General features: G+C 73.9%; 12 protein-coding genes and 1 pseudogene. 7 read left to right on the top strand and 6 right to left on the bottom strand.

All coding sequences use genetic code 11. The features are described from left to right. Positions 1-43: 43 nt before the first annotated feature. Together IEV86_RS11365 and IEV86_RS11360 are read left to right on the top strand one after the other, a co-directional pair. Positions 44-952 (top strand): iron-sulfur binding domain-containing protein, encoded by a 909-nt coding sequence (locus IEV86_RS11365; protein ID WP_043607525.1) that lies wholly within the window; start codon positions 44-46, stop codon positions 950-952. After that, complete coding sequence (locus tag IEV86_RS11360; RefSeq protein ID WP_202595174.1) at positions 949-1902, top strand: aminoglycoside phosphotransferase family protein; 954 nt, start codon at positions 949-951, stop codon at positions 1900-1902. Before IEV86_RS11365 ends, IEV86_RS11360 begins: the two co-directional genes overlap by 4 nt. Before the next feature lie 81 nt (positions 1903-1983). Here IEV86_RS11360 and IEV86_RS11355 read toward each other — a convergent pair whose 3' ends face one another. Continuing rightward, positions 1984-2520, bottom strand: coding sequence for an amino-acid N-acetyltransferase (locus tag IEV86_RS11355; protein ID WP_052426294.1), 537 nt, complete (start codon positions 2518-2520; stop codon positions 1984-1986). Positions 2521-2719: 199 nt separating this feature from the next. Next, the gene (locus tag IEV86_RS11350; protein WP_043607524.1) at positions 2720-3673 is read right to left on the bottom strand and encodes a sugar-binding transcriptional regulator; all 954 of its coding nucleotides are present in this window, start codon (positions 3671-3673) and stop codon (positions 2720-2722) included. A 147-nt stretch (positions 3674-3820) separates the two neighbouring features. On the opposite strand from IEV86_RS11350, the gene IEV86_RS11345 reads away from it, so the two are divergent. The 4 genes from IEV86_RS11345 to IEV86_RS11330 all read left to right on the top strand — a co-directional run bounded on the left by IEV86_RS11345 (position 3821) and on the right by IEV86_RS11330 (position 9063). Beyond that, complete coding sequence (locus tag IEV86_RS11345) at positions 3821-5635, top strand: glycerol-3-phosphate dehydrogenase/oxidase (protein ID WP_043607523.1); 1815 nt, start codon at positions 3821-3823, stop codon at positions 5633-5635. A gap of 113 nt (positions 5636-5748) precedes the next feature. Then, complete coding sequence (locus IEV86_RS11340) at positions 5749-6483, top strand: MIP/aquaporin family protein (RefSeq protein WP_081978785.1); 735 nt, start codon at positions 5749-5751, stop codon at positions 6481-6483. An 86-nt stretch (positions 6484-6569) separates the two neighbouring features. After that, positions 6570-8087, top strand: a complete 1518-nt coding sequence (glpK, locus tag IEV86_RS11335) for a glycerol kinase GlpK (protein WP_043607522.1) — start codon at positions 6570-6572, stop codon at positions 8085-8087. Between the two features lie 130 nt (positions 8088-8217). Beyond that, positions 8218-9063, top strand: a complete 846-nt coding sequence (locus IEV86_RS11330; protein WP_043607521.1) for an NAD-dependent epimerase/dehydratase family protein — start codon at positions 8218-8220, stop codon at positions 9061-9063. A gap of 16 nt (positions 9064-9079) precedes the next feature. On the opposite strand, the gene IEV86_RS11325 is transcribed toward IEV86_RS11330, so the two are convergent. Further along, complete coding sequence (locus IEV86_RS11325; RefSeq protein WP_081978784.1) at positions 9080-9676, bottom strand: MarR family transcriptional regulator; 597 nt, start codon at positions 9674-9676, stop codon at positions 9080-9082. Here IEV86_RS11325 and IEV86_RS11320 point away from each other — a divergent pair. Then, a pseudogene (locus IEV86_RS11320) lies at positions 9675-10592 on the top strand (EamA family transporter); the annotation flags it as partial. The gene IEV86_RS11325 and the pseudogene IEV86_RS11320 overlap by 2 nt on opposite strands. Positions 10593-10672: 80 nt before the next feature. Here the strand turns inward: IEV86_RS11320 and IEV86_RS11315 are convergent. The 3 genes from IEV86_RS11315 to eda form a co-directional block, all read right to left on the bottom strand. Then, the gene (locus tag IEV86_RS11315; RefSeq protein WP_043607519.1) at positions 10673-11491 is read right to left on the bottom strand and encodes an SDR family NAD(P)-dependent oxidoreductase; all 819 of its coding nucleotides are present in this window, start codon (positions 11489-11491) and stop codon (positions 10673-10675) included. Next, the gene (locus IEV86_RS11310) at positions 11491-12603 is read right to left on the bottom strand and encodes a sugar kinase (RefSeq protein WP_043607518.1); all 1113 of its coding nucleotides are present in this window, start codon (positions 12601-12603) and stop codon (positions 11491-11493) included. The genes IEV86_RS11315 and IEV86_RS11310 overlap by 1 nt, the downstream gene beginning before the upstream one ends. A 154-nt stretch (positions 12604-12757) precedes the next feature. Beyond that, positions 12758-13387 carry a bifunctional 4-hydroxy-2-oxoglutarate aldolase/2-dehydro-3-deoxy-phosphogluconate aldolase gene (gene eda / locus IEV86_RS11305; RefSeq protein ID WP_043607517.1) on the bottom strand — a complete coding sequence of 210 codons (630 nt, stop codon included), beginning with the start codon at positions 13385-13387 and terminating at the stop codon, positions 12758-12760. Between the last annotated feature and the right edge of the window lie 9 nt (positions 13388-13396).

Genomic DNA, 13396 nt, shown 5'->3' with positions numbered 1-13396 from the left:
CGACACGGCGGCAGGCAGGCAACGAGGCAGGCATGATGAGCCGGTGCCGCACCCGCTCGTCCCGCCGGTCCTCGACTGGTACGCACGCTCCGCGCGGGACCTGCCGTGGCGGCGGCCCGGCTGCACACCGTGGGGCGTCCTCGTGAGCGAGGTCATGCTCCAGCAGACGCCCGTGGTCCGCGTCGAGCCGCTGTGGCGCGCGTGGATGCAGCGGTGGCCGACGCCCGCGCACCTGGCCGACGCCGCGACGTCCGACGTCCTGCGCGCGTGGGACCGCCTGGGCTACCCGCGCCGCGCCCTCCGGCTGCAGGAGTGCGCGCGGGCCGTCGTCGAGCGCCACGACGGCGAGCTGCCCACCGACGAGGCCGCGCTGCTCGCGCTCCCGGGCGTCGGCACCTACACGGCCGCCGCGGTCGTCGCGTTCGCGCACGGGCGCCGGTCCGTCGTCGTCGACACCAACGTGCGCCGCGTCCTCGCGCGCACCCTCGGCGGCGAGGCGCTGCCGCCGCCCTCGCTCACGCGCTCGGAGATGGCACGTGCGGCGCAGGTCGTGCCCGACGACGACGCGACGGCGGCCCGGTGGAGCGTCGCGGTCATGGAGCTCGGCGCGCTCGTGTGCACGGCACGGTCGCCCCGCTGCGCGGCGTGCCCGGTCGACGACCTGTGCGCGTGGCGCGCTGCCGGGATGCCCGCCGACGAGCACGCGCACCGCCGACGGCGCCAGGCGTGGGCCGGGACGGACCGCCAGGTCCGGGGGCGCGTCATGGCGACCCTGCGCGCGGCCGACCACCCCGTCCCCGAGGCTCTGCTCGTCGACGCGGGCCCCGACGAGGCGCAGCGGACCCGCGCCGTCACCGGACTCGTCGCGGACGGCCTCGTCGTGCGCGAGGACGTCGTCGGCACGGTCGACGGCGAGCGCGTCACCACCGCCGTCTACCGGTTGCCCGGGTGAGCGCCGAGCTGCCTGAGGTCCCCGCGGGCCTGCTCTCGCTCACCGACCGCGAGCCGTCCTGGGATCCCTGGCTCGCGGCGCTGCCGCGGCTCGCCCGCGAGGTCGTGGCGGACTGGGAGCTCGTGCCCGACGGCGACGCGATGCACGGCGAGTGCTCGCTCGTGCTGCCCGTGCTGGCCGAGGGGCGGCGCGCGGTGCTCAAGCTCGGCTGGCCGCACGACGAGGCGCGCCACGAGCACCTGGCCCTGCAGCACTGGCACGGCGGCGCCGCCGTCGAGCTCCTGCGCGCCGACCCGCACCGGTGGGCGCTGCTCCTCGAGCGCGCGGGCCCGGCCGACCTGCACGCGCTCGACGACGTGACGGCGTGCGAGACCGTCGGCGACCTGTACGCGCACCTGCACCGCCCCGCGCTGCCGCAGGTGCGGCGGCTGTCCGCGCTCGCGGCGGACTGGGCCGGGCGGCTGTCCCGGCTCCCCCGCTCGGCACCCGTGCCGCACCGCCTCGTCGAGCAGGCCGCGTCCCTCGCGCGCGATCTCGCCGAGGACGACGCGACGGACCGGACGCTCGTCCACGGCGACCTGCACTTCGCGAACGTGCTCCGGTCGGGCCGTCGCGCGCGCGACGACGGCGCCGCCGACGCGTGGCTCGTCATCGACCCGAAGCCGCTGTCGGGCGACCCCCACGTCGAGCCCGCGCCGCTGCTGTGGAACCGGTGGGACGAGGTGGTCGCGTCGGGTGACGTGCGGTGGGCGGTGCGCCGTCGGCTCGACGCGGTGGTCGACGCCGCTGGCCTGGACCGCGACCGGGCTCGCGACTGGTCGGTCGTGCGCCAGGTCGTCAACGCCCTGTGGTGCGTCGAGGCGCTCGACCGGCAAAGGAAGGCGCTCGACGCGGGCGCCCGCGAGTGGATCACACGCGCGGTGACGATCGCCAAGGCCGTCCAGGACTGAGCAGGCGTCGGCGCCCGGCCCGACCGCGCTCGACCCGGGGCTCGGCCCTCGGCTCGGCCAGGGGCTCGGCCCTCGGGGGGCTCAGAGCTCGAGCAGCATCCGCGTGTTGCCGAGCGTGTTGGGCTTCACGCGCGCGAGGTCGAGGAACTCCGCGACGCCGTCGTCGTGCGAACGCAGGAGCTCGGCGTAGACGTCCTGGCCGACCGGGGTGCCCTCGATCGCGTGGAACCCGTGCCGCGCGAAGAAGTGCGTCTCGAACGTGAGGCAGAAGACCCGGCGGAGCCCGAGCGCCCGGGCCCGGCCGATCAGCGCGTCGAGCAGCGCGTGGCCGACGCCCCGCCCGCGGTGCGCGGGGTCGACGGCGAGGGTGCGGACCTCCGCGAGGTCGGACCACATCACGTGCAGGGCGCCGCACCCGGCGACGACGCCGTCGACCTCGGCGATGACGAACTCCTGCACGGCCTCGTAGTAGCCGACCATCTCCTTGGCGAGCAGGATGCGTCGCTCGGCGTACGGCTCGACGAGGTCGCGGATCGCGGGCACGTCGGCCGGCAGCGCGGGCCGGACGGTCACGCGACCCGCACCGGACGCGGGCGCGGGGTCGGCTGCAGTCGTCACGCGCCGAGGCTAGGACCTCCGCGCGCGTCGCCGCGCGACGTCCCCGCCCGTCGAGATCAGGGTTCGTGTCGGCGTGTCGCGCGACACTCCGACACGAACCCTGATCTCGACGTGGGGCGCGAGGGAGAGGGGGCAGGGTGGGAGCGAGGGGGCCAGGGTGGGAGCGAGGGGGCCAGGGTGGGAGCGAGGGGGCGTGCGGTCACGCACGTCCGACCACGTCGAGGAGTGCGGCCGCGGTGAGCTCGTCGATCACGAGGTCCGTCACGACCCCCGCGGCGAGCGCGGCGCGCAGGGGTGCGACCTTGTTGTCGCCCGCGACCGCGCACACGCGCCGCGGGATGCGCCGCAGCTCGACGGGGCTCGGTCCGGTGGCGCGCGCGTTGATCGCGACGTCGTCCCAGCTGCCGTCCGGCCGCAGGAAGACCGTGCACACGTCGCCGACGACGCCCTCCTCGTGCAGCAGCCCGGCGTCGTCCTCGTCGAGGTAGCCGGCCGAGTAGACGTGGCTCGGGACGCCGCCGTGCAGCGCGCCGACGCCGAAGAGCGCGATGTCTGCACGTCGTTGCACGTCGAGCACACGTCTGACCGACCGCTCGCGCCACATCGCCTCCTTCGTCTCCGGGTAGTCGAAGAACGCGGGCACCGGGAAGTGGTGCACCGCAGCGTCGAACGCGGCCCCGAAGCTGGTGATGAGATCGCTCGCGTACGCGAAGCCGCTGGTCCGCGTGTTGGCCGCGCCGTTGAGCTGGACGATCGCGCTGCCCCGCGTCGGCTTGGGCGTGAGGTGGCGTCCGACGGCGGCGAGCGTCGTGCCCCAGGCGATGGCGAGCACCATGTCGGAGTCGAACCAGGTCCCGATGAGACGCGCCGTCGTGCGGGCGACCTGCTCGAGACGGTCGATCTCGGTCGCCGAGTCGGGCACCGCCACGACGTACGTCTCGATGCCGAACCGGCGTCCGATCGTGCGGCTCAGCCCGGGCGCCTGGGTGCGCGCCGGACGGATGGTGATCTCGACGAGCCCGGTGTCACGTGCGCGTTTGATGAGGCGGGAGACCGTGGACCGTGAGGTGCCGAGGTGGCGCGCGATGACCTCCATCTTGATGTCCTGGAGGTAGTACATCGACGCCGCCCGCAGCACGTCCTCCTGCTCCATGCCGACCTCCTCGTCGGGTGCACATACGTGCACTGGGGTTGCGCGTTTGTTCGGCAGTCCCCAGCATAAACATCGGTGCGCCCCGGCGGAGAGACTCCCGCAAGAGCCGGACGTCCCGGGACCGCCACCGACGTCGAGGAGGACACCGTGAGGACTGTGGCGCTGACACCCCAGCGGCGGACCGAGGCCCTGGAGGCGCTCGCGCGGTCGTCGACGGACGGCAACGAGCTCGACGTCCTCGTCGTCGGCGGCGGCGTGACCGGTGCCGGCATCGCGCTCGACGCGGTGACGCGCGGCCTGCGCGTCGGCATCGTCGAGGCGCAGGACTGGGGCAGCGGCACGTCGAGCCGGTCCTCCAAGCTCGTCCACGGCGGTCTGCGCTACCTCCAGATGCTCGACTTCCACCTCGTCCACGAGGCGCTCACCGAGCGCGACCTGCTCCTCAAGCGCATCGCGCCGCACCTGGTGAAGCCGGTCTCGTTCCTCTACCCGCTCGAGAACAAGTACTGGGAGCGCGCGTACGTCGGCGCCGGCGTCGCGCTGTACGACGCGCTCGCGAGCATCGCCCCGGGCAAGCGCGCGATGCCGTTCCACCGGCACGTCACGCGCACGGGCATGGAGCGACTCTTCCCCGACCTCAAGCACGAGGCCGCCGTCGGCGCCGTCCGCTACTGGGACGCGAGCGTCGACGACGCGCGGCTCGTCGTGACCCTCGTCCGCACCGCCGCGTCGTACGGCGCGCACGCCGCGAGCCGCACGCAGGTCGTCGAGCTCACCAAGCGTGGGACGGGCGTCGTCAACGGCGCCGTCGTCGTCGACCTCGAGACCGGACGCGAGATCACGGTGCGCGCCGACCAGGTCATCAACGCGACCGGCGTCTGGACCGAGGAGACCGAGTCGCTCGCCGACACCGAGGGCGGCCTGCACGTCCTCGCGTCCAAGGGCATCCACATCGTCGTGCCGCGCGACCGGATCCGCGGCGACGTCGGCCTGATCCTGCAGACCGAGAAGAGCGTCCTGTTCGTCATCCCGTGGTCCCGCTACTGGGTCATCGGCACCACGGACACGCCGTGGAAGCAGGAGCTGCAGCACCCCGTCGCGACGGCCGCCGACATCGAGTACGTGCTCGACCACGCGAACCAGGTGCTCGAGCGCCCGCTGACCAAGGACGACATCATCGGCACCTGGGCGGGCCTGCGCCCGCTCCTGCAGCCCGGCACCAAGGAGGGCACGTCGTCCGCCAAGGTGTCCCGCGAGCACACGGTCGCGTCACCCGCCCCGGGCCTGACCGTGATCGCGGGCGGCAAGCTGACGACGTACCGGGTCATGGCCGAGGACGCGGTGGACTTCGCGCTCGGCTCCCGCGCCAAGCAGCTCCCGTCGATCACCGACCGGATCCCGCTCGCCGGCGCCGAGGGGCACGCCGTCCTCCAGCGCCAGGCGCGCCGCATCGCCGAGACCCACGGGTGGACGCGCGCCATGGTCGACCACCTGCTGCACCGCTACGGCTCGATGCTCGACGAGATCATCGACATGGTCACCGAGCAGCCGGACCTCGCCCGCCCGCTCGAGAACGCACCCGCGTACCTGCGTGCCGAGGTCGCGTACGCGGCGTCGCACGAGGGCGTCCTGCACCTCGAGGACGTCATGCTGCTGCGCACGCGGCTCGTCTACGAGCAGGCCGACCAGGGCCTCTCGGCCGCCGAGGAGATCGCCGCGATCGTCGGCGAGCGGCTCGGCTGGGACGAGCAGACGCGCCGGTCGGAGGTCGACGCGTACCGCGCACGCTGCGAGGCCGAGGCGGCCGCCGCCGCCGAGCAGACCGACGAGGCGGCCGAGCAGGTCCGGCTCGCCGTGCCCGACCTGGCACCGCTGCGACCGCTCGGCGGTCCCGCCGACCCGGGCCGCAAGCCCGGGTCGCCCGCCGGCTCACCTGCGGCGGCGGGGCCGGCCGGCACCTGAACCGTCGGGGCCCCGGCCCCGGCACCCCCGGCGGGAGCGCTCCCGCCCCGAAGACCCTCCGGCCCCCGCCGGAGAGCACGTGACAACGACGTCTCGACTGAAACGAGGAACCCATGGACGTGACCCTTGGGCAGGTCTTCATCTCGGAGGTGATCGGCACCGGCTTCCTGCTCCTGCTGGGCGCGGGTGTCGTCGCCAACGTGATCCTCCCGGCCAACAAGGGCTTCAACGCCGGCTGGCTCACCATCAACTTCGGGTGGGGCCTTGCCGTCTTCGCCGGCGTCTACGCCGCCTGGCGCTCGGGAGCCCACCTCAACCCCGCCGTGACGTTCGGCCTCCTGGCCAACGGTGCGGAGGAGTACGCACCCGGTGTCGAGGTGTCGTTCAGCTCGACCCTGGTCTACCTCGCGGGCGAGATGGTCGGCGCCTTCCTCGGCGCCGTGCTCGCCTACCTGGCGTACAAGAAGCACTTCGACGAGCCCGCCGACCCGGCCGTCAAGCTCGGCGTCTTCTCCACCGGCCCCGCGATCCGGAGCTACGGCTGGAACCTCGTGACCGAGATCCTCGGCACGTTCGTGCTCGTCTACATCATCCTGCAGTTCGGCAACACGCCCAGCGAGCTCGGCCCGCTCGCCGTCGCCCTCCTGGTCGTCGGCATCGGCGCGAGCCTCGGTGGCCCGACGGGCTACGCGATCAACCCGGCACGTGACCTGGGCCCGCGCATCGCGCACGCGATCCTGCCGATCAAGGGCAAGGGCTCGAGCGACTGGGGCTACTCGTGGGTCCCGGTCGTCGGCCCGATCATCGGCGGTGTCCTCGCCGGTCTCCTCGCGGCGGCCGTCGGCTGACCCGCGTCGGGCGGTCGCGGCACCGGCCGCGACCGCCCGCCCCGAACCGACAACCCATCCCCAGCACGACGACGTGAAGGACGGACATGGCTGACTACATCCTGGCGATCGACCAGGGAACGACGAGCACGCGCGCGATCGTCTTCGACCACTCCGGGTCCATCGTGGCCACGGGCCAGAAGGAGCACGAGCAGATCTTCCCGAGGGCGGGCTGGGTCGAGCACGACGCCGCCGAGATCTGGACCAACACGCGTGAGGTCGTCGGCCTCGCGCTGACGCGGGCCAACCTCACGCACCGCGACATCGCCGCCGTCGGCATCACCAACCAGCGCGAGACCGCCGTGGTCTGGGACCGGACGACGGGCGAGCCGGTCTACAACGCGATCGTCTGGCAGGACACCCGCACGCAGAAGATCTGCGACGAGCTCGCCGCGCTGGGCGGCGGCGCCGAGCGGTACAAGGACCGCGTCGGCCTGCCCCTCGCGACGTACTTCTCGGGCCCGAAGATCCGCTGGATCCTCGACAACGTCGACGGCGCGCGCGAGAAGGCCGAGGCGGGCCAGCTCGCGTTCGGCAACACCGACTCGTGGGTGCTGTGGAACATGACGGGCGGCGTCGACGGCGGCGTGCACGTCACCGACGTGACCAACGCGTCGCGGACCATGCTCATGAACCTCGACTCGCTCAGCTGGAACGAGGAGATCGCGGGCGAGATGGGCATCCCGATGTCGATGCTCCCCGAGATCCGCTCGTCGTCGGAGGTCTACGGCAAGGGCCGCCAGGGCGGCATGGTCCCCGACGTGCCGATCGCGGGCATCCTCGGCGACCAGCAGGCCGCGACGTTCGGCCAGGCGTGCTTCGAGGTCGGCACGGCCAAGAACACGTACGGCACGGGCAACTTCATGCTGCTCAACACCGGCACCGAGCCGATCCACTCGAAGAACGGCCTGCTCACGACGGTCTGCTACAAGATCGGCGACCAGCCGCAGGTGTACGCGCTCGAGGGCTCGATCGCGGTGACCGGCTCGCTCGTGCAGTGGCTGCGCGACAACCTCGGGCTCATCAAGGACGCGCCCGAGATCGAGAAGCTCGCGGCGTCCGTCGAGGACAACGGCGGCGCGTACTTCGTGCCGGCGTTCTCGGGCCTGTTCGCGCCGTACTGGCGGTCGGACGCGCGCGGTGCGCTCGTCGGCCTCACGCGGTACGTCAACAAGGGCCACATCGCCCGGGCCGCGCTCGAGGCGACCGCGTTCCAGACGCGCGAGGTCCTCGACGCCATGAACGCCGACTCGGGCGTCGACCTGACCGAGCTCAAGGTCGACGGCGGCATGGTCGCCAACGAGCTGCTCATGCAGTTCCAGGCGGACATCCTCGGGGTGCCGGTCGTCCGGCCGAAGGTCGCGGAGACGACGGCGCTCGGCGCCGCCTACGCCGCGGGCATCGCGGTCGGCTTCTGGTCCGGTGAGCAGGACGTCATCGACAACTGGGCCGAGGACAAGCGCTGGGAGCCCTCGATGGAGGACGCCGCGCGCGAGAAGACGTACCGCAACTGGAAGAAGGCCGTGACCAAGACGTTCGACTGGGTCGACGAGGACGTCGAGTGACGTCCTGACCGGGTCACGACGACGGCGCCCGTCCCCGCACAGGGGGGCGGGCGCCGTCGTCGTCCCGCGCCCGGCGGCGGCCGCAGCCGTCGTCGTCGCGCGCAGGGCCGTGGTCGGCGAGGATGGCCGCATGACGACGGTCGCGGTGACGGGTGCGTACGGCAAGGCGGGACGGGCGGTCGTGGCCGACCTCCTCGAGCACGGGTACGAGGTGCTGGCGTCCGACCTCGCGGGGCCCGCCGGGGACCAGAACGACCTGGGGACCGGCCTCGTGCTCGCCGACCTCACGGACTTCGGGCAGGCCCTCGAGGCGATGGCGGGTGCGGACGTCGTCGTCCACCTCGGGAACATCCCCGCTCCCGGGCGCGCGACCGCGCCCGAGACCCTGAACCGCAACACCGCGATGAACCACAACGTCTTCCTCGCGGCCGCGCGCCTCGGCATGCGGCGCGTGGTGTGGGCGTCGAGCGAGACGACCCTCGGGCTGCCGTTCGACACCCCGCCCCGCTACGCACCCGTCGACGAGGCGCACTTCCCGGTCCCGACGTCGACGTACGCGCTGTCGAAGGTCCTCGGCGAGGAGGCCGCGCGGCACGTGAGCGAGTGGTCCGGCATCCCGTTCCTCGGGCTGCGGCTGTCGAACATCCACACCGTCGAGGACTACGCCGCCGTCCCCGGCTACTGGGACGACCCGGCGTCGCGGCGCTGGAACCTGTGGGGCTACGTCGACGTCCGCGACGTCGCGCAGGCGTTCCGCCTCGGCGTCGAGGCGACGACGACGGGCTCGCAGAACGTGATCGTCGCGGCGGCGGACACGATCATGACGACGCCGTCGCGCGAGCTGCTCGAGCGCGAGTTCCCCGGCGTCCCGCTGACGCGCGAGATCGGCGAGCTCGAGACCCTGCTGGCGATCGACGCCGCGCGCGAGCTGATCGGGTACGACCCGCAGCACTCCTGGCGCGACCACGTGGGCTGACGCGCCACCCCTCGCCTCAGGCGCGGCCCTCCCGCGCGGCGTCGGCGGACGCGAGGAGCTCGCGCAGGAGCCCGTCGAGGAGCGGTCTGCGGTCCTCCGCCACGCCGGCGAGCAGGCCCTGCTGGACCTCAAGGCCCGCGACGAGCGCGCGGTCGACGAGCTCGCGTCCCTCCTCGGTCAGGCTCACGACGAGGCTGCGGCGGTCGGACGGCGAGGGCGCCCTGCGGACGAGGCCGAGGCCCTCGAGCCGGTCGACGCGCCCTGTGACACCGCCCGACGTGAGCATGAGCGAGGCCGTGAGCTGCGTGGGCGACAGCGCGAAGGGCTCGCCCGAGCGGCGCAGCGTCGCGAGGACGTCGAAGTCGGCCCGCGTGATCCCGAACTCGGCGTAGGCAGCGGCGACGGCGTCGCCCGCGACGCGCGCGAGCCGGTACACCCGCCCGAAGATCCCCATCGCCTCGGTGTCGAGCTCGGGCCGCTCGCGCGCCCACTGGTCACGGATCCGGTCGACGCCGTCGCGCGGGACGGGACCGGACGCGACCGAGGCGGCGCCGCGGGCGGCCGGGGTGGAGCCGGCGGTGGAGCCGGCGTCGCGGGCGGTCGGGCTGGCCATGGCTCCAGCGTGGCACAGCCCCTTGCACATCATCTTCTCAGCGGTAATCATCTTAGCGGTAAGATACTTACTGCTGAGGAGAACCATGGCCACCGACGCGGCACTCCGCCGGATCCCGCTCCTGCTCGTCGCGGCCGTGGCGCCCGCGATCTGGGGAACGACGTACCTGGTCACCACCACCTGGCTGCCGGACGACCGTCCGGCGCTCGCGGCCCTGTGCCGCGCGCTCCCGGCCGGGCTGCTCCTGCTCGCGATCGGTCGGCGGCTGCCGCACGGGTCGTGGTGGTGGCGGTCCCTCGTCCTGGGCGCGCTCAACATCGCCGCGTTCCTCACGCTGCTCTTCGTGGCCGCGTACCGGCTGCCCGGCGGGGTCGCGGCGACGCTCGGCGCGGTGCAGCCGCTGCTGGTGGCGGGGCTCGCCGTGGTGCTGCTGGGCGACCGCCTCCGCACGCGGACGCTGGTCGCGGGGCTGCTGGGCGTCGCGGGCGTCGCGCTCCTCGTCCTGCGGGCGGGGGCCCGGATGGACGGCGTCGGCGTCGCGGCCGGGCTGGGCGCCGCGGTCGTGGCCGCGCTCGGCGTCGTGCTCATGCGTCGGTGGGGACGGCCCGTGGGCCTCGTGCCGTTCACGGCGTGGCAGCTCACCGCGGGCGGCGTGCTGCTCGTGCCGGTCGTGGTCGCCGTCGAGGGCCTGCCGCCCGCGCTGACGCCCGTCGAGGTGGGCGGGCTCGCCCACATGGCGCTGATCGGGACCGCGCTGCCCTATCTACTGTGGTTCCGGGGCATGCAGCACCTGCCGGTCACGGACGTGTCCTTCCTCGGCCTGGTCAGCCCCGTCGTCGCGACCGCGCTCGGGTGGGCGGTGCTCGGCCAGGCGCTCGGGCCGTGGCAGCTCACCGGTGCGGCGATGACGCTCACCGGCCTCGTGCTCGCGCAGCTCACCACGGGCGGGCGGCGAGTGGTCGCCGACCCGTCCGGGCCGACGACCACCTCACCACGTCAGTGGAACCAGGCGCCGCCGTTGACGTCGAGCACGGTCCCGGTCGAGAAGGAGCCCGCGGGCGACGCGAGGAACAGCACGGCCTCCGCGACGTCGTCGGGCGTGCCCGCGCGACCCAGCGGGGTGCCCGCGACGGCCGCGCGCTGACCGGCCTCGGGCGTGAACCGCTCGTGGAACGGGGTGTCGCCGATGAAGCCCGGCGCGACGCAGTTCACCGTGACGCCCCTCGGCCCGAGCTCCTTGGCGAGGGCTCGCGTGAACCCGTCGACGCCCGCCTTGGCGGCGGCGTACGCGACCGCTCCCGCGCCGCCGCCGTTCTGGGCCGCGAGCGAGCCGATCGTGACGACGCGGCCCCCGTCGGGCATCGCACCGCCGTCGGCCCGCAGCACCGCGCGGGTCACGAGGAACGCGCTGGTCAGGTTCACGTCGAGCACAGCCCGCCAGTGGTCCTCGGGCATCTCGGCGAGCGGCCGGCGCCCGACGAGCCCGCCCGCGTTGTTGACCAGGACGTCGATCCCGCCGCCCAGGTCGCCGACGGCCCGCGCGACGACGTCGTCGACCGCTGCGGCGTCCGTCGCGTCGAGCGCGTACGCGACGCCACGCCGCCCGAGCGCCTCGACCTCGGCCACCACGTCGGCGGCGTCGTGCGTCCGGTACGTCACGGCGACGTCGGCGCCCGCACGCGCGAGGCGCACCGCCACCGCGCGGCCGATGCCGGTGCCCGCACCGGTCACGAGCGCGCGCCGGCCCGCGAGGGGCAGCGCCGGGTCCGCGGGCGTGGTCGGCGTCGTGCCGGTGGGCGTCGTACCGGCCGCCATCAGCGGTCGACCCGTGCGCTGCCGCCGCCCGCGAGCTTGAGGACCTCGGCCTTGGTGACCATGGTCGTGTCGCCCGGGGTCGTCATCGCGAGCGCGCCGTGCGCGGCGCCGTACTCGACCGCCGTCCGCAGCGGCTGGCCGTCCAGCAGGCCGAAGATCAGGCCCGACGCGAACGAGTCGCCGCCGCCGACGCGGTCCATGATCTCGAGCCGCTCGCGGTGCGTGGACTGCACGACGCCGGTCTCGCGCGACCACGCGAGGGCGCCCCAGTCGTTGATGCTGGCCGAGTGCACGGTGCGCATCGTCGTGCCGATGACGGCGAAGTTGGGGTAGGCGGCAGCAGCCGTCTCGATCATCGCGGCGAACTTGTCGACCTCGAGCGACGAGAGGTTCTCGTCGACGCCCTCGACCTCGAAGCCGAGGCTCGCGGTGAAGTCCTCCTCGTTGCCGATCATGACGTCGATGTGCTCGGCGATGCGCTTGTTGACCTCCTGCGCCTTGGCCTGGCCGCCGATCGACCGCCAGAGGCTCGGGCGGTAGTTGAGGTCGTAGGAGACGACGGTCCCGTGCTTCTTGGCCGCCGTGACCGCCTCGACGACGACCTCCGCGGTCGTCTCGCTCAGCGCCGCGAAGATGCCGCCGGTGTGCAGCCAGCGCACGCCCAGGTCGCCGAAGAGGTGGTCCCAGTCGACGTCGCCCGGCTTCATCTGCGACGCCGCCGTGAGGCCCCGGTCCGAGACGCCGACGGCGCCGCGGACCCCGAAGCCGCGCTCGGTGAAGTTGAGACCGTTGCGGACCGTGCGGCCGATGCCGTCGTACGGGACCCACTGGACGAGCTGGGTGTCGAGGCCGCCCGTGAGCATGAGGTCCTCGACGAGGCGACCGACCTCGTTGTCCACGAGCGCGGTGACGATCGCACCGCGCAGGCCGAACGCGCGGCGCAGGCCGCGGGTCACGTTGTACTCGCCGCCGCCCTCCCACGCGCGGAACGAGCGCGCGGTGCGGATGCGCCCCTCCCCCGGGTCCAGGCGGAGCATGACCTCGCCGAGCGACACCGCGTCGTAGCGGCACTCGTCGGCGGGGCGGATGGTCAGTGCGGCGTGGTCGGCCATGGTGCGGGTCCTCGGTGGTGTCGGGGCGTCGTCGTCGGCGCGGGTGGTCCCGGCGGGTGGTGGAGCCGGCGGGTGGTGGTCGCTGCGGTGGTGGTCGCGGCGGTGGTGGTCGCTGCGGTGGTGGTCGCGGCGCGTGCCGCCGCGGGGGGTGCGGTCAGGCGGCCGGGCGGGTGAGCGCGACGGCCTCGGCCGTGAGCGCCGTGATCCCGGCGAAGTCACCCGAGCGGACCCGGTCCTTGGGGACCATCCACGACCCGCCGACGGCGGCGACGGCCGGGATGCCCAGGTAGTCCTGGACGTTCGTGGGGCCGATCCCGCCGGTGGGCACGAAGCGGACGCCGCCGAACGGTGCGGAGAGCGCGGAGATCGCCGCGGCCCCGCCCGACGTGCCGGCCGGGAAGAACTTGACCGTCGTGAGCCCGAGCTCGAGCGCGGCCTGGATCTCGGTCGCGGTGACGGCGCCGGGCAGCGCGAGGACGCCGTGCTCGCGGCAGCGCTCGACGACGGCGCGGCTCAGGCCCGGCGAGACGACGTACGACGCGCCCGCGGCGACGGCCTGGTCCACCTGCTCGGGGGTGAGCACGGTCCCCGCGCCGACGAGCATGTCGCCGCGGTCCGCCATCGCGCGGATCGAGTCCTGCGCAGCGGCGGTGCGGAAGGTCACCTCGGCGACCGGCAGCCCGCCGGCGACGAGGGCCTCCGCGAGGGGTGCGGCGTCCTTCGCGTCGTCGAGCACGACGACGGGGACGAGGCGGGCTTCGGCGAGGGCGGCGAGGATGTCCATGGCTTCGTT

Source organism: Cellulomonas carbonis, from assembly GCF_014636275.1.
Classification (GTDB): Bacteria; Actinomycetota; Actinomycetes; order Actinomycetales; family Cellulomonadaceae; genus Actinotalea; species Actinotalea carbonis.
This window is presented reverse-complemented; position numbering and strand designations above follow the sequence as displayed.

Bases quoted from the DNA above. Each gene is read 5' to 3' on its own strand.
- IEV86_RS11350 (WP_043607524.1), bottom strand. From the start codon at position 3,673: ATGGAGCAGGAGGACGTGCTGCGGGCGGCGTCGATGTACTACCTCCAG.
- IEV86_RS11340 (WP_081978785.1), top strand. From the start codon at position 5,749: ATGGACGTGACCCTTGGGCAGGTCTTCATCTCGGAGGTGATCGGCACC.
- glpK (WP_043607522.1), top strand. From the start codon at position 6,570: ATGGCTGACTACATCCTGGCGATCGACCAGGGAACGACGAGCACGCGC.
- IEV86_RS11330 (WP_043607521.1), top strand. From the start codon at position 8,218: ATGACGACGGTCGCGGTGACGGGTGCGTACGGCAAGGCGGGACGGGCG.
- IEV86_RS11325 (WP_081978784.1), bottom strand. From the start codon at position 9,676: ATGGCCAGCCCGACCGCCCGCGACGCCGGCTCCACCGCCGGCTCCACC.
- IEV86_RS11315 (WP_043607519.1), bottom strand. From the start codon at position 11,491: ATGGCGGCCGGTACGACGCCCACCGGCACGACGCCGACCACGCCCGCG.
- IEV86_RS11310 (WP_043607518.1), bottom strand. From the start codon at position 12,603: ATGGCCGACCACGCCGCACTGACCATCCGCCCCGCCGACGAGTGCCGC.
- eda (WP_043607517.1), bottom strand. From the start codon at position 13,387: ATGGACATCCTCGCCGCCCTCGCCGAAGCCCGCCTCGTCCCCGTCGTC.